Below are 19,804 nucleotides of genomic sequence, written 5' to 3' on the forward strand. Positions count from 1 at the left end.
CGACCGCCCATGTAGGTAGTTTACATACGCACATTCGCCGCTTCCGCTCGCCGACCGCCCATGTAAGTAGTTTACATACGCACATTCGCCGCTTCGCCGAAGACTCGCAAAGGGATGTGCGAAGCACGTCTCATCGGGCTCTGCTTGCCTCGTAAATGCACCAGGGGACTGTCCCTCCGGCCCGAATCGGCCTTTTGGACAGTCCCCTGTTCGTGCTGCTAGCTGTACCGCCTCAGCGAAGCCGGATGCAGACCGGCTTGCGCATCGCATAGCCCTCGTCCGTCGGCGTCGGATAGCCGTCCGCATCGATGGAGAGCACCGCGACCCAGTCGGAATCTTGGTTCGCCGCGAGGAGCCACTTGCCGTCCGGGAGCGGCAGGAAGTTCCGCGGCGTCTTGCCGCCGGACGGCGTATGGCCGATCGGCTCCAGCAGCCCGTCCGCGCCGACGCGGAACGAAGCGATGCTATCGTGTCCGCGGTTGGAGCCGTAAACGTACTTCCCGTCCCGCGAAACCGCCACTTCGGCGCAGGTGCTCTCGCCGGCGAACGAATCCGGCAGCGTAGAGACCGTCTGCAGATGCGTCAAGCTGCCTTCGGACGCGTCGAAGGCGAATACCGCGATCGCGCTCGTCAGCTCTTCGATGACGTAGACGATCGGCCGCGTCGGATGGATCGCGAGGTGGCGCGGGCCGACGCCGGGCTCGACCTTGGTCTCCCTGTGCGGCAGGAGCGCGCCCTGCTGCCGGTCCAGCCGGTAGGCGTACACGGTATCCGTCCCCAGATCGTTGACGAGATAGCAATCCGTGCCGGGCACCGCATAGATCGCATGCGGATGCGGACCTTCCTGGCGTTCGGCATTCACGCTGCTGCCCGCATGCGCGAGCTTCTGCGAGACGGGACCGAGCGCGCCGTCCCCGTCGATGGGGTAGACGGCGATCGAACCGCCCGTATAGTTGACCAGCAGGAGCCACTCGCCCGACGGGTCGATCGCCAGATGGCAGGGATGATCGCCATAGGTCGGCTGGCGGTTGATCTCCGTCAGCTGCCCGCTTGCGGGATCTACGCGGACGGCCACGACGGCGCCCCCTTGTACGTTTCCGTCGCCGGTCTCGCTAACGGCGTAGAGACGGCTGCGCTGCGCGTCGAAGGCGAGAAAGGACGGACTGTCGATGCCGGACAGCCCCTGCAAATGCTGCAATTTCCCATGCTCAGGATCAAATGCGAGAATACGGAGGCCTTCCTCCGCGGCGGCGCTGTACGAACCTACGAACAATTGATAAGGGCGGGATTCCTGCGGCATGCTCGTCCTCCTATGTAGCTTTTCTGCTAGAATACTTGGCGGGCGGGGAAGAGTCAACTCCGCCCGCCGAGCCGGCCGGCCCGGAACGGCAGGCCGACGGACGCGCCTCGCCTCAGTTGATCCACGTCATCTGCGCTTCCTTCACGCGCCACCCGCCGTCCTCCCGCGCGAGCGCGGCGCGAATCCCCGCGCCGCCCTTGGGCGACCGGTAGACCGAGCCGGTCAGGACGGCCTCGTCCGCCCCGAGATTCGTTTCGTCTACTCGCAGCAGCACTCCGTCCGGCAGCCCGCCGTATTCGTCGGTTTTGCCGGTCTCCTTCAGCTGGTCCAACGTCGAAGCGACCGTCTTCACGCCTCGCCGGGCGCCGAGACCGGCCAATGCGGCTTCCCGATCCTCGGCGCCCAACGTCATCTTCCCCCAATCGACCGCGATATAGCAGATGCCGTCCCCCATCCCCTCGCCCGACGCCGACAGGTAGGCGTCGAAGGCGAGCGCGTACATCTCCGCTGCGGAACCGGCAGGGGCGTCAGCCGCAGCCGGCTCTGTCACCCGCCCCGTCCGGTCGTCGACGCGAAGCTTCGTCTTGCCCTCTCCACCGCCTCCCGCGATCGCGATCGTCCATGCGGCCGAGGCGGCATCGTATACGGCCGACTGGACCACCGCAGCCAGCGGCGAATATCGGACGGCCGCGGGCGACGCGAGCGCCGCGCGCACCGCTTCGGCCTCGGACCGGCTCGCGCCGTCCGGCCGAACGTCGTCTTCGACCTCGACCCGCTCCGCTCGAGCTTGCCCCGGATACGACTGGTCGATCGCATTCGTCCACACCTTCACCCGGCGTCCGACTTCGGCGTCGGACGGGGCGCCGGAGAACCAGATCGCATCATTGAACTCATCCTTCCCGCCCTGCGCGCCGAAGTCCTTGACTTCCGAAGAGACGACCAAGATCCGGCCGCCTTCCCGTCTGACGACGAAGCCGCGGAAGCCCGTCCCTTCGTCGTCCTCGGCGCTCCGCACGTCGCCGGACGCTTCGGGGGAGACGCGCGCGACCGCTTCCGGCCGCGCGCCGCAGCCTGGCAGCACTGCCGCCAGGACCAACGCCGAAGCCAGCGTCAGTACTGTCCAAGCCCGGCTTGGCGTCCAGCCTCCATTCGCCCGATACCCCATCTTCCATCGCTCCTTCTGGCATCCATTCCCTTTTCCTCTCAGACGGACCCGGGACGGGAATGGTTGCAGACCCGGCGCAAAAGGGATTGACAATGCGCGCGATGCGTCATAATATGGGAGCACCATAGTTAGTTAGCGTTCACTAACATTTTACCGGAAAGGCGGGTTATCCTTGGAGACGAACGAACCACCTATCGACAAACGCAGTACCAAGGACCGCCTGCTGTACGCGGCCGTCGACCTGATCGCGGAACAGGGCTACAAGGGCACCTCGACCAAGGAGATCGCCGCCGCCGCCGGCGTCAGCGAGATGACGCTGTTCCGCCAATTCGGCAGCAAGCAGAGCCTCCTGGAGGAAGCGCTCGACCGCTTCCACTACGCCGGCGAGATGAGGAAGATTTTCGCGGAGAAGCTGGTCGGCGATCTGTACGCGGATCTGCACTACGTGGCTACCACCTATCATCAGATCATGCACCGGAACCGGAAGATCCTGAATATCATCATGAAGGAAGGCAAGCAGATTCCCGGATTCGCCACCCGAGCCCACAAGCATCCCCAGGCGCTGCAGGAGATGCTGACGCAGTATCTCGAACGGATGCGGGCGGAGGGCAAGATCATCCCCGCGGATCCCCTGACGCATGCGGCCGCCTTCCTCTGGATGCAGCACGGCGCCTTCCTGAACACCCAGCCGGGCAGCTCCGGGATCGCTGACATTTCCATCGACGACTTCGTCGAGAGCAGCGTTCGGATGTTCACTAGGGCGCTCATGCCCTAGTTTTTTTGAACCTTGAATGTTAGTGAGCGCTAACTAATACTCACATTCCGCAGAAAGAAGGTCATCCGCATGAACCAAGACCGGCCATCCAAAGACGCATCAGGGGAAGCATCCAACGGAGATGCCTCCGGCGCATCCGCGAGCGGAAGCGTTCCAGGCGGGGCCTCAAGCGGAAGCGTTCCAGGCGGGGCCGCAAAAAATACCGCCTCCGACGCACCCGCTAACGGAGCCGCTCCCGGCTCACCCGCAGCCGATACCGGCTCCGCCGACAAGCTCGTCCGGCTCCTCTGCTTCATCCTGCTCTTTTCCGTCATGAACGTCACGATGTTCAACATCGCGCTCCCGGATATCTCGCGGGCGTTCGATCTGATCCCCTCCGAAGCCGGATGGGTCGTGACGGGTTATTCGATCATCTATGCCATCGGTTCGCTCACGTACGGCAAGCTCGCCGACATGTACCCGCTGCGCAAGCTGCTGACCGTCGGCCTGCTGCTGTTCGCCGCCGGTTCGATCCTCGGCTTCGCCTCGCAGAACTACCCGATGATGCTGGCCGCGCGCTTCGTCCAATCCGCGGGCGCTTCCTCCATCCCGGCGCTGGTCATGATTATCCCGATCCGGCTGTACGCGCCGGAACGGCGAGGCCGGGTGCTCGGCGTCATCGCTTCGGCGATCGCCTTCGCGTCGGGCGTCGGACCGATCGTCGGCGGATTCGTCTCGGACTGGCTCGACTGGCGCTATCTGTTCCTCATCTCCGTCGGCACGCTCGCCACGCTGCCTTTCCTGCGCAGATGGCTGCCCGCGGAGGACGTCCGACCCGGCCGCTTCGACTTCGTCGGGGCCGCGCTGCTCGCCGGGGCGATGGCGACGGCGATGCTGGGCATCACGCGCTGGAACGGCTGGCTGCTGCTGACGGGCCTGGTGCTGTTGGCCCTGTTCATTGTACGTATCCGTATGGCGGCGCACCCGTTCGTTCAACCTGCCGTCTTCCGTAGCGGGGGCTTCCGCGCCGGGCTCGCCAGCGGCTTCCTCACGTTCGGCGCCGCCTTCGCCGTCACCTTCCTCACGCCGACCATGCTCAGTCACTTGAACCATGCGAGCACGGCCGACATCGGCTTGATCATGTTCCCCGCGGCGATGGGCGCCGCCATCCTCGGCCGGTACGGCGGCAAGCTCGCCGACAGCAAGGGAAGCGTGCTCCTGATCGTGAGTGCGCTCTGCCTCTTGGCCATCGGCCAGCTCGCGCTCTCCACGTTCAGCGGGCACGCCGTATGGATCATCGCGCTCTGCCTGATCTTCGGCAACGTCGGCGTCTCCTTCTTCCAGGCTTCGATGACGAAGCTGATCGCCTCGACGCTCCCCCGCGAACAGACCGGCGTCGGCATGGGCGTCGTCACGCTGTCGAACTTCATGTCCGGCGCGGTGACAGGCGCGATCGTGAGCAAGATCGTCGACCATACGGGCGCGGGCGCTCCGCTTAACCCGATCGCGAAGTCCGGAGAAGCGGCGCTCTTCAGCAACATCTACCTGTTCCTAGCGATCATCACGCTGATCACCCTAGCGATCGTCTACGCCGCATTCGGCAGACGGCAAAGAGCCCAGGCGGTAACCGAGACCGTGAAGTCCCGCGCCTGAGCTGCATCGATGGTCCGGACCGGCCAGTACTCTTGACTGGCGCATCCGCTTCAATGAATCAAGCTCATCATCTGTATGACCGGACGGTTGTCTCCTGACAGGCTCATCTCCCGGCTGCGAAGCTGGGAGGAGCCGTCTCCGTCGAGGAAGACGCCGTCCTTCAGTTTGCCCTGGCCGACGGTCTCGCGGATCGCCTCCCGGAAGGCGGTGAGCGTCCCCCGGGTCCGGCTGACGACGAGGTATAGGCGGCCGTCATCGTCATAAACGGCGGCGGACCGCAGTCGGTCGTCTTCGGCGAAGGGGGCGTTCTCCAGCTGCGTCTGCACGACCCAGGCATCATCCCGGCCGAGGCTCATGCTGATGCCGCCCTGCGCCCAATAGCTCGCGCGATCCGTCACCTGCAGCTCCTCCGGCCGCTTCACCACCTGGACGCTAAGCGCGTCCGCCGCGCCGTCCCAGACGAGCGTTCCCCGCGCGTACTTCACGTTCTCTCCGCCCGCTCCGTAGGTGCCGGCCGCGCCCGCGACGGGCAGCCCGTTCACGATCGCCATGCTCAGCAGATCGTTCTCGAAGAAGAAGCCGCCGTTGATGCCGTAGAACGGAGCGAGCGTCAGGTTGTTCCGCACGGCCGACAACGTCACGTTGGCGGGATCGGTCTGCAGCACGTGCAGCTCCATCCCGTTGCTCGCCGTTGCCGTTGAATACGCGTACTCCCGCGGCTCGTTCAACAGCTTCATGCGCTCCATGTGCTTCATCCCGCCGGGCCGGGTCGACAGGAAGTAGAGCCCGCTCATGAGCAGGAGGAAGCCGACGGCGACGGCTATCCCGAGCGCGCGGCCGCGCCATGCCATCGGGATCATGCCCGTTTAGCCCCGTCCCTGAAGCGCGTTCAGACCGAGCGCCAGCGACCCGGACAAGCCGGCATTGTCGCCGAGACCCGGCGGCACGATGTACGTGTCGATGTCGGCCAATACCGCGGACGCGCTCACGTAGCCGCGCAGGTTGTTCTGCACCTCCGCGCGCACGAGCGGGAACAGCTGCATCTGATGCATGACGCCGCCGCCGAGGATGACGCGCTTCGGCGAGAGCATGAGGATCGCGCCCGCGACCGCTTGTCCGATGTAGAAAGCTTCCATCGCCCATGCCGGATGGTCCGCAGGCAGCTCGCTGCCCTTGACCTTCCATCTCCGCTCGATCGCGGGACCGGCAGCGATGCCCTCGAGGCAGTCCCCGTGGTACGGGCAGAAGCCTTCGTACGTATCGTCCGGATGGCGCCGCGTCAGAATATGGCCGCCTTCCGGATGCACGAGACCGTGCACCAGCTTGCCTTCCGCATACACGCCGACGCCGACGCCGGTGCCGATCGTGTAGTATACGCAGCTGTCCAGCCCCTTGGCCGCGCCCCAAGTCGCTTCGCCGAGCGCGGCCGCGTTCACGTCCGTATCCCAGCCGAAGGGGACGTCGAACGCTTCCTTCATCTTGCCGAGGAACGGGTAGTTCGACCAGCCCGGCTTCGGCGTCGTCGTCACGTGCCCGTATTCCGGGCTAGCCGGATCGATATTGATCGGACCGAACGAGCCGATGCCGATCGCTTCGACTTGTTTGTCTTGGAAATAAGCGATGACTTGAGCCAGCGTCTTCTCCGGTTGTTCCGTCGGGAAGCTGACCCGATCTTCGATAGTGCCTTGTTCATTCCCGATGCCGCACACGAACTTCGTGCCGCCGGCTTCAATCGCGCCGATACGCATGGTTATTACTCCTCCTATGATGGCGATACTTTATTGTAATCGATATCTCGGCAGATTTCGAATGCCGAAGGAGGTACTGATCATGAGAAAGTTCGTCTACCCGCCCGTCGTCGGCTTGCTCGTCGCCTTCGCCGTGCTCTTGCAGTCGCCGGCCGCCTCGGCCGCCGCCGAACCGGTCACCCAGGAAGCCCGATCGGCGCTCAAGCGCCTGGAGCGGATGAGCGGCGCTCCGGTGGAGATGCGCTGGAACGCGGATACCGGCACGCCCGCGCTGGTCGCCGGGGAACTGTCCGGCCCGTCCGACCATTCGCCCGCTTGGATCGCGTACGCCTACTTCGAACGGACCAAACGGCTCTACGGCATTCGCAGTCCGCGCCAAGATCTCGTCGTGACCGGGTTCCGAATGGACGAGGGCATCTCCCGCATCCGGCTGGAGCGGCTGGTGTACCGCACGCCGGTATGGGGGGACAGCGTACTCCTCGAGATCGGGCCCACCGGCGTCCTTCGGCGCGCGGAAGGCGTCATCCACCCCGGTCTGGAAAAAAAGCTGCTCTACCGTCCGCAGCATCCGGCGATCGACGCGACCCAAGCCGCGAAGCAAGCGGCCGCCTCGGTCGGGGCGGACCGGGCGGACGTCGGCGAGCCGAAGCTCTACTATCTGCCCGATCGACCGGGGACCCCGCTCGTCTACGCCGTGCCTTACGGCGAACGCCCGGACGGGGGGCCGGAAGGACATATCCTCGTCCACGCCGTTACCGGCCGGGCGATCCGTACGGTGCCGTCTACATCAGATACCTGAGATAGATATAGCCGCTCGCGAGGATGATGGACAGCAGCATGAGCGGGAATCCGAGCTTCAGGAAGTGCACGAAGCGGATCGGATAGCCTTCCTTGGCGGACAGCCCCGCCGCGATCAAGTTCGCGCTGGCGCCGATGAGCGAGCCGTTGCCGCCCAGGCAAGCGCCGAGCGCGAGGCTCCACCAGAGCGGCTCCAGATTGCCGACGCCCATGTTGCCCATCTCCTGAATCATCGGAATCATCGTCGCCACGAACGGGATGTTGTCCAGGAACGCGGACGCGATGGCGCTGAGCCAGAGGATCAGCATCGAGGTCGCAATCGCGTCGCCGCCCGTCCATTCGATGGCTTTTGCGGCAAGCTCGGCGATGACGCCCGTCTCGATGAGTCCCGAGACGAGAACGAATAGACCGACGAAGAAGAAGATCGTCGTCCATTCGACCTTCGTGAGCGCCTGCTCCATCGCATGCTCACCGGTCAAGAGGAGCAGCAGGAACGCGCCGGCCAGCGCGACCGTAGCCGACTCCAGGTGCAGCGCCTGGTGCAGGAAAAATCCGAGGATCGTCAGCCCCAGGACGAACAAGCTCTTGATCAGCAGCTTGCGGTTCGTGATGAGCTGCCGCTCGTCGATCTCCATGATCCCGCGCGTCAGCTCCGGCGTCGTTCGAATCTGCTTGCGGAAGAGGAAGGCGAACAACGGCAGATAGACGAGCATGATGATGCCGGCGATCGGCGCCAGATTGCCGATAAACGCCATGAAGGTCAATTCCGGGACCGCGCTGCCGATCATGATGTTCGGCGGGTCCCCGATCAAGGTCGCCGTGCCGCCGACGTTCGACGAGATGATCTGCGCGATGAGATACGGCACCGGATTGACCCGAAGCTGCCGGGTGATGCTGAACGTGACGGGCACCATGAGCAGAATCGTCGTCACGTTGTCGAGGAACGCCGACCCGATCGCGGTGATGACGCAGAGCGCCAGCAGGATCGCGACCGGATTGCCTTTCGCTTTTTTGGCCGCCCAGATGGCCATATAGCGGAACAGTCCCGTCTCCGCGGTAATATTGACGATGATCATCATGCCGATGAGCAGGCCGAGCGTATTGAAGTCGATATGATGGACGGCCGTCTCCTGTCCGACGATGCCCAGGGCGACCATCAGCACCCCGCCGATCATGGCGACGATCGTGCGGTGAATCTTCTCCGAGATAATGAGCGCGTAGATGATGAGGAAAATCGCAATGGCCAGAATCGCTTGCTGTTCCATAAAAACCTCCCAAAAATAAAATAAGCCTCCGCGTCCGGAGGCTCTTCCATGCCTAAAAAAGGCAAAGAGGAGCCTGTCTGTGACAGGCTCCTCCAATAAAGCATCGTTTATTCATTTGTAGATCGATCTCTATAAATTGTACCGGAACGCTCCTTCGAAGTAAAGAAAAATCGGTCACACCGGCTCGAGCAGCCCCATCTCCGCGCAGGCCTGCGCGGAGAGCCGCTTCTCCCCCGACGCGAACCGGATGCGGATCCGCTCCTCGTCGACTTCCAGAACCTCGCCTTCCCCAAAAGCGCGATGCTTCACGAAGCTGCCCTCGCGGATCGACTCCGCGAGCTGCGGCGTTGCCTTCGGGCGGGAAGGCGCAGCCGCACCCCGCTTCGTCAGCGGTCGTCCGTCCGTCGCCGGGTCCATGCTCCGCACCGCCGTCATGAATCGCGATTCCTGCACGATCGCGCCGTCCTTCCGCTTGTACGCGAGCAGCTCCAGGCGGCGTCTCGCCCGCGTCATCCCGACGTAGAAGAGGCGCACCGCCTCCTCCATGTCGGCCGGCTCGTCCTTCTCGTACTTCTTGATATCCTCCTGCGAGGGGATCACCCCTTCGATCAAGTCGATCATATAGACATGATCGAACTCGAGGCCCTTGGCGCTGTGGAACGTGGAGAACGTAACGGCCCCCTCGCGCTTGCTGCGATAGCGGGACGCCTTCATGATCTCTTCGAGATATTTGAGCCGGCTCGCGAAATCGGCCATCGTCTCGAGCGAATCGGCGATATCCTCGAGCGTGTTCAGGATGCCGACGAGCGTCTCGAGCCGGAAGCCGAACCGCTCGCACAGCTTCTCGAGCGCCCGCTCGTAGCCTAGCTGCCAGCGGATGGTCCGGATCGCCTGGCGCGGCGGCAGCGCCTTCATGCGCCCGAACGTCTCTTTGGTCTCCCGAATCAGCTTCACCTGATACTCGCGCAGCGGCACGTGCGCGAGCAGATTGTCGAACACCGAAGCTTGATTGTCGATCCGCCGCAGCGCGGCCATCTGATCCTTGGTGATATAGCCGTTCAGCTTCGCATGGATGCGCTCCAGCAGGTCGGGACGCTTGTCGGTATAGGCCATCCGCATGAAGTTCAAGACGTCTTCCACGACCCAGTGGGCGAAGAAGCGGTGATCCCCGTCCTTCATATAGAACGGGATGCCGGCCCGGTCGAATTCGTTCAGGATGACGATGGAGGACGCGTGATTGCGGTACAGGATGGCCGCCTCGCTCGGATCGGGCAATGCGGCGACCCGTCTGGCCAGATGCTTGGCCTGCTCCTTGAAGTCGGCCAGGCAGCGCTTCTCGATCGCCTCGCCTCCGGGATTGTCCGTCCGCATCTCCTTCGGATAGCGGTGCTTGTTCCGCTTGATGAACCGGTTCGCCGCGTCCACGATCTCGCGGGTCGAGCGATAGTTCTGCTCCATGAGGAGGACGTCCGCCCCGGGATACGTCCGCTTGAAGTCGAGCAGATATTGCGGCTCCGCGCCCCGCCAGCTGTAGATGCTCTGGTCGTCGTCCGCGACGACGCACAGGTTGCCGTGCGACCGGACCAGCTTCTCCAGGATGGCGAATTGAACGAGCGACGTGTCCTGGCTCTCGTCCGCCAGCACGTAGTCGTACCTGCGCTGATACCTGCGCAGCAGCTCCGGCTCCGCGCCGAGCGCGTCGTTGCAGATCGTGAGCATATCGTCGAAGTCGACGAGCAGCTGGTCCGTGCCGGACCGCTTGAACCGCTCGTAGGCCTGCAGGATTCGGTCCGCGTCGCGCACGTCGCACTTCACCTCCGCCCATCCGGACGGCGGAATCATCTTGTTCTTCACGTAGCTGATATAGGTGAGCAGCGCCTCCATCTGGTCTTCCGTGATCGGGTCTCCCATCAGCGTCCGGTACAGATGCCGCAAGATGAACTTCTTGTGCAGCACCGGCACGTCGGGATTCGGAGTTCCGCCTTCCCTCGTTTGTCCTTGCTCCTCCTCGTCTTCTTCCTGCGCGACGTCCCCTTCGATCAGCCGGTAGGCCGTTCCCGTCCGGCGGTAATGCTCCCGAACCACTTCGAAAGCGAAGCTATGTATGGTGGAGAAGCCTACGCGCGCGCCCGCCTGCGCCGGGAACAGCCGCGCGAAGCGCTCCTTCATGTCTTGGGCGGAGGCGCGGCTGAAGGTGACCGCCTTGATCCTGGACGGCAGCGCGCCCAGCTCCTCGATCAGATAACCGATACGCATCATCAGGGTCGTCGTCTTGCCCGACCCCGGCGATGCGAGCAGCAAGAGCGGCCCTTCGGTGCAAAGGACCGCCTGCTTCTGTACTTCATTGAGCGACACGCCGACTTCCTGCTGCTTGCGTAACCAGAATCTCTCTATCGCGTTCATCCGTCGATTATATCACGGCGCAGGCGCCCTGGAGAACGCCTGATCGCGTCCGCGGACGGCAAATCTTCGGTCACCCGACCAGTAAAAAATGGAAGAACAGAGCAGAATCGCCGCTACGACGGTGAACGTAATCCCGCCGGTCGTCCGGTCGAGGAGCCAGCCGCCGAGGAGCGGCCCCATGAACTGTCCCAGGTTGCCGAACGTCTGCGCGCCGAAGTACGCGCCGCGCAGACTCTCCGGGGCCAGCCTGTCCAGCAGCAGATTGCCGGCCGGATAATTCAAGATCTCGCCGATCGTGAAGACGATCATGGAGACGAAGAGCATCGGGACCGTCGGCGACAGTCCGAAGCCGATCAAGCCGAGAGCGAACAGCACGTTGCCCGCGTAGATCGAGACGATCGGCCGGCGCTTCTCCGACAGCTTGGAGAGCGGGAGCTGGAACAGGATGACGGTGAGCGCGTTGACGGTCATCAGCCAGCCGAAGATCTGCACGCCCTGGGCGAAGTTCGCCTGCAGATGCTGGGAGAGCGTGACCGCCTCCTGGCTGTAGCCGATCCCGACGACGATCGCGCCCGCGATGTACAGCTGCAGCACCCGGTCGCTGCGGACGACGTGCCAAGCCGAGCCGATCGTGATCTTCTCCTTCTTCGCTCCTTCAAAGTCCTTGATGCCGAAAGCGTTCATCATGAAGTACAGGACGATGCCGTAGAGCAGATAGATGAACCCCGTGAGGAGGAAAGGGAACGCGCCGCTGCCGACGCCGAGCCACACTCCGATGAGCGGACCGATCGAGAAGCCGACATTGCCCATGAGATAGCGCATCGAGAACACCTTGAACCGCCGCTCGGGTTCGGTCAGATCGGCCATGAGCACCTGCGCGACCGGCTCGAACCAGGAGCGGCACAAACCGTTCAAGAGGCTGAGCAGCAGGAGCAGCGCCGGCTGCGTCGTGAGGGCGAAGCCGACGAACACGGCGCTCCAGGCGAACAGCGAGATGAACATGATGATCCTGCGGCTGTAGCGGTCCGACAGCGCGCCGCCGATGAAGCCCCCGAACGTGCCGGCCAGCGCGCCGGCGCCGGCGACGATGCCGATCATGGCCGCGCTCATGTCGGTATGCTTCGCGAGATAGAGGGCCAGGAACGGCATGCTCATCGAGGTGGCGATCCGGGAGATCATCTGGCCGACGAGCAGCGACAGGACGATAGGATGATAAGAACGCAAAAATAACTGAATCCGATTCATTGCGGACACCTGGCTTTGCTGTCTGGGATTGTCGCCATGCGACTACCGTCTATCATAATAGATCGTTACCGGTTAGGACCAATAAAAAAAAGATAAAATGTTTGTACTTTGTTCCCTAACCTACGCGATCTTTCCCGGCATAGAACGCGTACAGCGCGCCGCCGGCCGCCGGTACCGGGAGTCTAAGACTTCCTCTTGCGCCGCTTTCCTGGGCGGCGTTCCTGTTATTGCTACCCGCCGGAGGTGCAACATTCCGGGCGCCCGCTCCGTTTCTGACTACAAATAAGACAAACAACGAGGGGAATCGTTCAATATGAAAAAAAGTTGCGCCGTCCTGTTGGCCTTCCTGCTGCTGAGTCTGGCGCTGAGCGCCTGCGGCGGCTCCGGCGCCTCGCATTCGGCGGCCGCGCCGAAGCTGACCGCCAAGCAGATGGCAGACGAGATGGCGAAGCAGGTCGAGCAGCCGAAGCTCGTGGATCTGGAAGGCGACATGGTGAAAAAGATGTACCATCTGGACCCGGCCTTGCTCGAAGACTACGCGATCCGCACGCCGCTCATGAACGTCAAGACGAACGAGATCGCGATCCTGAAGGTGAAGGACGCCGCGAACGTCCCGACCGTCGAAGCGGCGGTCAAGCAGCGCGCGTCGGACGTGCAGAAGCAATTCGAGACGTATCACCGGGACCAATACGAGAATGCCAAGAACTACAAGCTCGTGACCAAGGACAACTACGTCCTGTTCTTGATCTCGGAGAACCCGGACGCACTCTTGAAGGCATACGACTCCTTCTTCGTCGCTAAGTAAGCCCGATGGTATTTTAGCAGTCTGCTTTTTCTGTTCCTGTTCCTGCCCGCCGTCTTGCTGACGTACTTCGGTTCGTCCCGGCGGGCGAAGAATCTCGTCTTGTTCGTCGCCAGCCTCTTCTTCTACGCCTGGGGCGAACCGGTCTATATCGCCATCATGCTGCTCTCCACGGCGACGGACCACACCTTCGGCTTATGGTTGGACAGACCGGGTCAGTCCGTCGTCGCGAACCTGAGCCTGCTGTCTTACTTCAAATACGTGGACTTCCTCATCGGCAACATCAACGACTTGTTCGGCGCGCATCTGCCGCTGACGGATCTGCCGCTGCCGATCGGCATCTCATTCTACAGGTTCCTATCGATGTCTTATATCATCGACGTCTACGTCGCCCACTGCCATCCCCAGATGACGATGCCGACCGCGATGTTGAACCGACCGGCTCCCCGGCTTACGCCGGCTTCCTTCTTCATCCGCTGCGACCGTTAGGACGTATACTCCATGCGGATGAGGAAGAGTCCGGTCAACAGCCAGATCGGGATCGAGAACGCGATGAAGGTGTTGCTGTATCCGCTGCCGAACACGCCCAATCTCCCTTTAGCTTCTAACGCTTTGCCGAAGGCCGTTCGCTCAATTGGCTTTCATGCCGGCGGCCTTCCAGCAGGTTGGCCACGACTTTGTCCGGCCGCTCCGTGTACTGCACCTGCGGAAAAGGCGACATCTGATTGTCTTCGATATACTGATCCAAGTAGCCCGAATCCAGGATCGCGTCGACGTCGTTCTCGGACAGCCGCTTGTTGACCTCGTCGATCAATTCTGGGTTGGTCAGTCCCTGCATATAACAGATGGCGACCTTCGAACGGGTCTTGTGCCCGATCTCCATCCGTCCGATGCGCAGCTCCGGAGACTGCAGCCGATACCGGATCAGCGAGAGGTTCGTCCCGATCCCGCTGATCTTGGTATCTTTGTGCTCCTCCATGAACGGAACGGGCGCCTTGACCGAATGGATCTTCTGCTTCGAGGAATGTCGTCTGAATAAGGGCATCAGGTACGGCTCCCAATCGTGGAGTATCTTTCCATGATGTCCAATCCATTTTCTCCTAACCTGCGCGGTTTTAACCGACATCGGACGTGCAGCGGCAACATCCCGGGCGGCGGGCGGCGCGTAGACGGGATCCGGAAGACGACATGCCGAGCAGCGGCTTCGACGACCTAGAATCGCATTTCGAATCCTGACACACAGTTGTCAGTTGCGCCCCCCTATAATGAAGTCGTGGATGAGAAAGCAAAGCACGAAACGCGCCGTCCCCTTAAAAAAACGAAAAGGATGAAGCAAACCATGGTTCAATCAACGAGCAAGACGGGAGTCGTCATCGCGGGCTTGCTGCTCGCCATTCTGATGGCCTCGATGGACAATTCGATCATGGCGACCGCCATGGGCACCATTATCGGAGATCTGGGCGGGCTGGATAAGTTCGCTTGGGTCACCTCCGCCTATATGGTCGCCGAGATGGCCGGGATGCCGATCTTCGGCAAACTGTCCGACATGTACGGCCGCAAGCGGTTCTTCGTGTTCGGGATCATCGTCTTCATGCTCGGCTCCGTGCTGTGCGGCATGGCGACCTCCATCGTCGAACTCAGTCTCTTCCGGGCCATTCAGGGCATCGGCGCGGGCGCCATGGTGCCGATCACGTTCACGATTATGTTCGACACCGTCAAACCGGAGGAACGCGGCAAGCTGGGCGGACTGTTCGGCGCCGTATTCGGACTCTCCAGCATCTTCGGCCCGCTGCTCGGCGCCTTCATCACCGACCATCTCCACTGGCAATGGATCTTCTACATCAATCTGCCGCTCGGACTTATCGCGCTGGTGATGATAGCGGTCTTCTACAAAGAGTCGAAGAACCATGCGAAGCAGCGGATCGACTGGGGCGGCGCCATCACGCTGGTCGGCGCGATCGTCTGCCTCATCTTCGCCTTGGAGTTTGGAGGCAAGACCTACGCGTGGGATTCCGCCGAGATCCTCGGCCTGTTCGCCGGATTCGTCGTATTCGCCGCGCTGTTCATCGTCGCCGAGCGGAAGGCCGAGGAGCCGATCATCTCCTTCCGCATGTTCCGCAGCCGCCTCTATGCCACCAGCAATGCGCTTGCGCTGCTCAGCGGCGCGGCCTTCATCACCGCTTCGATGTTCATTCCGATCTTTATGCAAGGAGTGCTGGGCGGCACGGCCACGAACTCCGGCATGGTGCTGCTGCCGATGATGCTGGGCACCGTCGTGACGGCTACCGCCGGCGGCACGCTGCTCGGCAAGATGTCCTACCGCGCGATCATGATCCCGACGCTGGTCATTCTGGTCGCGGGCATCGCTTTGCTGACCACCCTGTCGGCCGACTCTCCGCGCTGGCTCGTCACCGTGTATATGGTCCTCGTCGGCCTTGGCATCGGCGCCTCGTTCTCGGTGCTGAGCAATGCGGCGATCCATGCGCTGCCGATGAACCAGCGCGGAGCGGCGAGCGCGACGCTGAACTTCCTCCGCTCGCTCGGCATGACGCTCGGCATCACCTTGTTCGGCATCATCCAGAGCCACGCGCTGACGCGCAAGCTGACCGAGTCCTTCGGAGGGGGCGACGCGTCCGGGCTGCCGCAAGGCTTGAACCTCAGCGACCCGCATGCGCTCATGGATCCGACGAGCCGCACGCAGCTGCCGGCGCAGGTGCTCGGCAAGATCACGGAAGGCCTCTCTTCCTCGATCGTGCTTACGTTCGCATGGGGACTGATCCCCGCCGTCCTCGCGCTCGTCGCGGGGGTGATGATGAGCAAGGAGAAGTTCGACCCGAAGGCCGAATCGGACGCTTACGCAGCCTCGCATTAAATGAAACGACAAAGAACCGTCAGGGATTAGCCACTGACGGTTCTTTGTCGTTCGCGCCTGTTCATGACGCCGCGGATGCGTGTAACCCGACTATCTCTGGTTGCAGCCCGCCAATCGGCGATGCAGATGCGTGTAACCCGACTATCTCGGGTTGCAGCCCGCCAATCGGCAATATAGACGCGCGTAACCCGACTATTTCGGGTTACAGCCCGCCAATCGGCGATGCGGATGCGCGTAACCCGACTATCTCGGGTTGCTGCCCGCCAATCGGCGATGCGGATGCGTGTAACCCGACTATCTCGGGTTGCTGCTTGGTTCGGGCCGCCAGACAGGCGCTTCGCCCGTCCGTCAGATCCGGAACAGGCCGTAGCCGTCCAGCGGAACGACCGGCTGGTCGTCCCGCTTCAATCCCTCCGAACGGCCGTTTAACGCGACGTCCACGAGCCAGCGGGTGAAGGGGGCGACGTTCATCGTCTCCATCTCCGCCAAGCTGAAGAAGCCGGCCGCATCCACTTCGACGTCATCCGGCGTCGGCTCGCCGCCGAGATAGGCCATGGAGAACGCGACGTAGAGATTGTGAATCTGCCGCGGCTGGTCGCGGAGCGCGGCGACGCCGGTAACGACGGCCTCGATGCCGGTCTCCTCGAGCACTTCCCGCTGCACCGTGTCATGGAGCTGCTCCAGCTGCTCGGCGTACCCGCCGGGATTGGTCCAGTATCCCCGGCCGGGCTCCTGCGCCCTGCGGACGAGCAGCAGCTTGCCGTCCCGCTCGACCAGCGCGCCTACGCCGATGCTGTAGTTCCCCCAATGCACGAAGCTGCAAGCCGTACATGCTCTTCTCGGCGTACCGTCGACCTCCCGCGTCTCCATCGGTTGGCCGCAGGCCGAGCAAAATTGAACTTCCATCCCGATCTCTCCTCTCGGCCTAAGCCCCGTCTTCCTCTAAATGCAAATGACAACGGTCGCGGCGCGCGAACGCTAGGCGATGCAGCCCGCGTATACGAGTCCGTTGCGCACGCCGCCTTCGTCCACGTTCGAAGTCACGTAATCCGCGAAAGGCAGCAGCTCTTCATTCGAATTGCCCATCGCGATGCCAAGTCCGACCAGCTTCAGCATCTCCTTGTCGTTCAGCCCGTCCCCGAAGGCGACCGCGTCCGCCGGCGTCAGTCGGAGCGCGTCCAGCAGCGCCTGAATGCCCTCGGCCTTGGAGCCCGTGCGCGGCAGCACGTCCATCGCGTTCGCGTGCCAGCGTATGAACCTTAGATCGGGCAGCGTCTCGATATAGCCCTGTTCCTCGTGCCGCTCGCAATGCAGGAACACTTGATAGATCCCTTCCGACCGCCAGAAATCCGGATTGTAGCCCGGCTGGTCGACCTTCAAGCTATTGACGGAAGCGAAGACGGCGGCGTGCTCCGCCTGATTGGTGTGGAACGATTCCTTGCCTTGGAAGACCAGCGCATGCCCGCGGCCTTCGGCGAGCCGCACCAATTGCTCCAGATCCGTCATCGGGATATGCCGCTGATGCACCTCCTTGCCTTTGTACACCACATAAGCGCCGTTCAAGCTGACGAAGGAGTCGATGCCGAGCTGCTCCGCCAGCGGCTTGAAGAAGTACGGCGCCCGTCCTGTCGCGATGACCGGTTCGATCCCGTTCGCCTTCAGCGCCCGAATCGCCTCGGCCGCGTCCTGGGGCACCTGCTTCTCCTCGTCCAGCAGCGTCCCGTCGATGTCGAAGAATACGATCTTGTATGCCACCCTATCCACTCCTATCTCTCTATTGCGAAGCTAATGTTCCTATCATCGTACAATTCGCCGGGGGAGTAAATACCGAATTGCTGGGCGTCCAAGTAAAAACGGCTTCGCCGCCGTCCAAAGAGGGCGATACGTTTTTATCGGAGATCATTCAGCGATGAATAGGCGTGAAAACTCATCCATTCTGAATGATGGAAAAAGGAGGCTTGCCGCGCCGGTTCCCGCAACAAAAGCCCGCCGTCCCTCGACGGGACGGCGGGCCGATCTTCGTTTGCTTGCCGCGAATGGGAGAGCGCCGCGGTTCGCGCCAGCGCCTCCCTCGGCTTACCCCTTCACCGCGCCATCCGTGATCCCCTGGATGATCCAACGCTGGAAGATCGAGAAGATGACGACGATCGGGATGGAGGACAGAATCAGGGAAGCGAGAATCAGCGACCACTCCCGGCTGTACTTGCCGAAGAACATGTTGATCGTCAAGACGAGCGTGTAATCGCGGAAGTCGTTCAGCAGCAGCACCGGCAGCAGGAAGTCGTTCCACAGCCACAGCATGTTCAGGACGACGATGGTGAAGGTGATCGGCAGCAGCAGCGGGAAGATGATCTTGAAGAACGCCCGCCACTCGCCGCAGCCGTCCATATGCGCGGACTCGTCGAGCTCTCTCGGTATGCCTTTGACGAAGCCGTGATAGAGGAAGATCGCCATGTTGACCCCGAGCCCGGCGCAGACGACGCCAAGTCCGAAGGGCGAGCCCTGCAGGCCCAGATCCTTGGCCATCTTGGTCAGCGTGACCATGATCGTCTGGAACGGGATGAGCATCGAAGCGACGAACAGCATGAAGAGGACGTTGCTGAGCTTGCCTCTCGTGCGCGACAGCTTGTATCCGGCCAGGGAGCTGCACAGGACGATGCCGAAGATGCCCGTCGCCGTGACGATGATCGTATTCAGGCCGCTCCGCATCATGTTCGCTTTTTTGAACGCCTGCGTATAGTTGTCGAAGCTCAGCGACTTGGGCCAGCTCAGCACCGACTTGTACAGCTCGCTCTGCGTCTTGAACGAATTGACGATGGCCATGTAGATCGGGAACAGGAAGTAGACGGCCAAGAGCAAGAGGAAAAGCCATGCCAATCCCGTATAGATGCGTCTCGTCATGCTTCCACCTCGCGTTTCTTCATGACCGTCACCTGGATCATGGTGATGACGAATATGATCAGGAAGAGGATGATGGCCTTCGCGCTCGCATACCCGTAGCGGTAGTTGCCTTGGTAGGCCTCCTCCAAGATGTTCATCGTGATAACCTGCGTGCCCCGTCCCGGTCCGCCCCCGGTCAACGCGTAGACGAGGTCATAGACCTTGAACGAGCTGTTCAGGGTGAGGAAGATGCAGATCGTGAGCGCATGGGCGATGAGCGGCAGCGTGATGTACCGAAGCATGTGGTACGGCTGGGCGCCGTCGATGATCGCCGCTTCCTTCAGATGCTGGGGAATGCCTTGGATCGCGGACATGTAGATCAGCATAAGCGTGCCTACGCCGCCCCAGACGGAGACGATCATGATCGTCCAGAACGAGACGGTCGGATTGCCGAGCCAGGACACATCCAGGAACTTCAAAGCGCTGTACTCCGACAAGGCCGGGATGACCTTGGAAAAAACGAATACCCACATGAACGTGCTGATGATGACGCTCAGCATGTTCGGCATGAAGAAGATCGTGCGGAAGAGACCCTTGGCTCTCCGGCGGGATTCGATAAGCATGGCGAGCAGGAGCGCGACCGCGTTCTGCAGGACGACGGCGCAGATCACGTACTTGGCGGTGAACAGAATCGCGGATCGGAAGTGGCTGTCCTCGCGGAACGCTTCGGCGAAGTTGCTGAAGCCGACGAAGCCGTAAGTCTTGTTCAGGCCGTCCCAGTTGGTGAAGCTGTAGTAGGAGCCTTGAAACATCGGGATGACGAGGAAGATCAGATAGAGAATAAAGGCGGGCAGAACGAAGAGCAGCAGCGAGAACGCGGCTCGGGCCGATCGTCTGGTCATGAGTATCCACACTCCTT

At 62.2% G+C, this 19,804-nt stretch carries 18 protein-coding genes; 6 read left to right on the forward strand and 12 right to left on the reverse strand.

Annotated elements, in window-relative coordinates:
* Window positions 1–232 precede the first annotated feature (232 nt).
* Complete coding sequence (locus H7C19_RS12625) at window positions 233–1,300, reverse strand: lactonase family protein (protein WP_185143013.1); 1,068 nt, start codon at window positions 1,298–1,300, stop codon at window positions 233–235.
* A 112-nt stretch (window positions 1,301–1,412) separates the two neighbouring features.
* Window positions 1,413–2,465 carry a YobA family protein gene (locus tag H7C19_RS12630; RefSeq protein WP_185143014.1) on the reverse strand — a complete coding sequence of 351 codons (1,053 nt, stop codon included), beginning with the start codon at window positions 2,463–2,465 and terminating at the stop codon, window positions 1,413–1,415.
* A 172-nt stretch (window positions 2,466–2,637) separates the two neighbouring features.
* On the opposite strand from H7C19_RS12630, the gene H7C19_RS12635 reads away from it, so the two are divergent.
* Entirely contained in the window at window positions 2,638–3,240 is a 603-nt protein-coding gene (locus tag H7C19_RS12635) for a TetR/AcrR family transcriptional regulator (RefSeq protein ID WP_221469220.1), read from the forward strand.
* Window positions 3,241–3,309: 69 nt separating this feature from the next.
* Window positions 3,310–4,872: an MFS transporter gene (locus tag H7C19_RS12640; RefSeq protein ID WP_185143015.1), complete on the forward strand. Its 1,563-nt coding sequence runs from the start codon at window positions 3,310–3,312 to the stop codon at window positions 4,870–4,872.
* A gap of 50 nt (window positions 4,873–4,922) precedes the next feature.
* On the opposite strand, the gene H7C19_RS12645 is transcribed toward H7C19_RS12640, so the two are convergent.
* Together H7C19_RS12645 and H7C19_RS12650 are read right to left on the reverse strand one after the other, a co-directional pair.
* Window positions 4,923–5,732: a hypothetical protein gene (locus tag H7C19_RS12645; protein ID WP_185143016.1), complete on the reverse strand. Its 810-nt coding sequence runs from the start codon at window positions 5,730–5,732 to the stop codon at window positions 4,923–4,925.
* Window positions 5,733–5,738: 6 nt separating this feature from the next.
* On the reverse strand, window positions 5,739–6,620 hold the full coding sequence (locus H7C19_RS12650; protein ID WP_185143017.1) for an ROK family protein: 882 nt from the start codon (window positions 6,618–6,620) through the stop codon (window positions 5,739–5,741).
* Between the two features lie 82 nt (window positions 6,621–6,702).
* Between H7C19_RS12650 and H7C19_RS12655 the strand changes: the two genes are divergently transcribed.
* Window positions 6,703–7,419, forward strand: coding sequence for a hypothetical protein (locus H7C19_RS12655; RefSeq protein WP_185143018.1), 717 nt, complete (start codon window positions 6,703–6,705; stop codon window positions 7,417–7,419).
* On the opposite strand, the gene H7C19_RS12660 is transcribed toward H7C19_RS12655, so the two are convergent.
* From H7C19_RS12660 to H7C19_RS12670, 3 genes are all read right to left on the reverse strand, one after another.
* The gene (locus tag H7C19_RS12660) at window positions 7,403–8,683 is read right to left on the reverse strand and encodes an ArsB/NhaD family transporter (protein ID WP_185143019.1); all 1,281 of its coding nucleotides are present in this window, start codon (window positions 8,681–8,683) and stop codon (window positions 7,403–7,405) included. The genes H7C19_RS12655 and H7C19_RS12660 overlap by 17 nt on opposite strands.
* A gap of 174 nt (window positions 8,684–8,857) precedes the next feature.
* Window positions 8,858–11,086, reverse strand: a complete 2,229-nt coding sequence (locus tag H7C19_RS12665; protein ID WP_185143020.1) for an ATP-dependent helicase — start codon at window positions 11,084–11,086, stop codon at window positions 8,858–8,860.
* 12 nt (window positions 11,087–11,098) lie between these two features.
* The gene (locus H7C19_RS12670) at window positions 11,099–12,310 is read right to left on the reverse strand and encodes an MDR family MFS transporter (protein WP_313731601.1); all 1,212 of its coding nucleotides are present in this window, start codon (window positions 12,308–12,310) and stop codon (window positions 11,099–11,101) included.
* A 334-nt stretch (window positions 12,311–12,644) separates the two neighbouring features.
* On the opposite strand from H7C19_RS12670, the gene H7C19_RS12675 reads away from it, so the two are divergent.
* Together H7C19_RS12675 and H7C19_RS12680 are read left to right on the forward strand one after the other, a co-directional pair.
* The gene (locus H7C19_RS12675) at window positions 12,645–13,136 is read left to right on the forward strand and encodes a DUF4358 domain-containing protein (RefSeq protein ID WP_185143022.1); all 492 of its coding nucleotides are present in this window, start codon (window positions 12,645–12,647) and stop codon (window positions 13,134–13,136) included.
* Window positions 13,137–13,190: 54 nt separating this feature from the next.
* On the forward strand, window positions 13,191–13,622 hold the full coding sequence (locus H7C19_RS12680) for an MBOAT family O-acyltransferase (protein WP_221469221.1): 432 nt from the start codon (window positions 13,191–13,193) through the stop codon (window positions 13,620–13,622).
* A gap of 115 nt (window positions 13,623–13,737) precedes the next feature.
* On the opposite strand, the gene H7C19_RS34750 is transcribed toward H7C19_RS12680, so the two are convergent.
* A complete protein-coding gene (locus tag H7C19_RS34750) occupies window positions 13,738–14,178 on the reverse strand; it encodes a spore germination protein (RefSeq protein ID WP_376775356.1) in 441 nt (146 codons plus the stop codon).
* A 294-nt stretch (window positions 14,179–14,472) separates the two neighbouring features.
* Between H7C19_RS34750 and H7C19_RS12690 the strand changes: the two genes are divergently transcribed.
* A complete protein-coding gene (locus H7C19_RS12690; protein WP_185143025.1) occupies window positions 14,473–16,005 on the forward strand; it encodes an MDR family MFS transporter in 1,533 nt (510 codons plus the stop codon).
* Window positions 16,006–16,353: 348 nt separating this feature from the next.
* Here H7C19_RS12690 and H7C19_RS12695 read toward each other — a convergent pair whose 3' ends face one another.
* From H7C19_RS12695 to H7C19_RS12710, 4 genes are all read right to left on the reverse strand, one after another.
* Window positions 16,354–16,911, reverse strand: coding sequence for an NUDIX hydrolase (locus tag H7C19_RS12695; RefSeq protein WP_185143026.1), 558 nt, complete (start codon window positions 16,909–16,911; stop codon window positions 16,354–16,356).
* A gap of 72 nt (window positions 16,912–16,983) precedes the next feature.
* Window positions 16,984–17,760 (reverse strand): Cof-type HAD-IIB family hydrolase, encoded by a 777-nt coding sequence (locus H7C19_RS12700; RefSeq protein WP_185143027.1) that lies wholly within the window; start codon window positions 17,758–17,760, stop codon window positions 16,984–16,986.
* Between the two features lie 321 nt (window positions 17,761–18,081).
* Window positions 18,082–18,906 (reverse strand): carbohydrate ABC transporter permease, encoded by an 825-nt coding sequence (locus H7C19_RS12705; protein ID WP_185143028.1) that lies wholly within the window; start codon window positions 18,904–18,906, stop codon window positions 18,082–18,084.
* Complete coding sequence (locus H7C19_RS12710) at window positions 18,903–19,787, reverse strand: carbohydrate ABC transporter permease (RefSeq protein WP_185143029.1); 885 nt, start codon at window positions 19,785–19,787, stop codon at window positions 18,903–18,905. Before H7C19_RS12710 ends, H7C19_RS12705 begins: the two co-directional genes overlap by 4 nt.
* Window positions 19,788–19,804: the final 17 nt, after the last annotated feature.

Source organism: Cohnella nanjingensis, from assembly GCF_014212125.1.
Lineage (GTDB): Bacteria > Bacillota > Bacilli > Paenibacillales > Paenibacillaceae > Cohnella > Cohnella nanjingensis.

Excerpts from the sequence above, each read along its gene's own strand:
- H7C19_RS12625 (WP_185143013.1), bottom strand. The coding sequence starts at position 1,300 with ATGCCGCAGGAATCCCGCCCTTATCAATTGTTCGTAGGTTCGTACAGC.
- H7C19_RS12630 (WP_185143014.1), bottom strand. The coding sequence starts at position 2,465 with ATGGGGTATCGGGCGAATGGAGGCTGGACGCCAAGCCGGGCTTGGACA.
- H7C19_RS12640 (WP_185143015.1), top strand. The coding sequence starts at position 3,310 with ATGAACCAAGACCGGCCATCCAAAGACGCATCAGGGGAAGCATCCAAC.
- H7C19_RS12645 (WP_185143016.1), bottom strand. The coding sequence starts at position 5,732 with ATGATCCCGATGGCATGGCGCGGCCGCGCGCTCGGGATAGCCGTCGCC.
- H7C19_RS12650 (WP_185143017.1), bottom strand. The coding sequence starts at position 6,620 with ATGCGTATCGGCGCGATTGAAGCCGGCGGCACGAAGTTCGTGTGCGGC.
- H7C19_RS12655 (WP_185143018.1), top strand. The coding sequence starts at position 6,703 with ATGAGAAAGTTCGTCTACCCGCCCGTCGTCGGCTTGCTCGTCGCCTTC.
- H7C19_RS12660 (WP_185143019.1), bottom strand. The coding sequence starts at position 8,683 with ATGGAACAGCAAGCGATTCTGGCCATTGCGATTTTCCTCATCATCTAC.
- H7C19_RS12665 (WP_185143020.1), bottom strand. The coding sequence starts at position 11,086 with ATGAACGCGATAGAGAGATTCTGGTTACGCAAGCAGCAGGAAGTCGGC.
- H7C19_RS12675 (WP_185143022.1), top strand. The coding sequence starts at position 12,645 with ATGAAAAAAAGTTGCGCCGTCCTGTTGGCCTTCCTGCTGCTGAGTCTG.
- H7C19_RS34750 (WP_376775356.1), bottom strand. The coding sequence starts at position 14,178 with ATGCCCTTATTCAGACGACATTCCTCGAAGCAGAAGATCCATTCGGTC.
- H7C19_RS12690 (WP_185143025.1), top strand. The coding sequence starts at position 14,473 with ATGGTTCAATCAACGAGCAAGACGGGAGTCGTCATCGCGGGCTTGCTG.
- H7C19_RS12695 (WP_185143026.1), bottom strand. The coding sequence starts at position 16,911 with ATGGAAGTTCAATTTTGCTCGGCCTGCGGCCAACCGATGGAGACGCGG.
- H7C19_RS12705 (WP_185143028.1), bottom strand. The coding sequence starts at position 18,906 with ATGACGAGACGCATCTATACGGGATTGGCATGGCTTTTCCTCTTGCTC.
- H7C19_RS12710 (WP_185143029.1), bottom strand. The coding sequence starts at position 19,787 with ATGACCAGACGATCGGCCCGAGCCGCGTTCTCGCTGCTGCTCTTCGTT.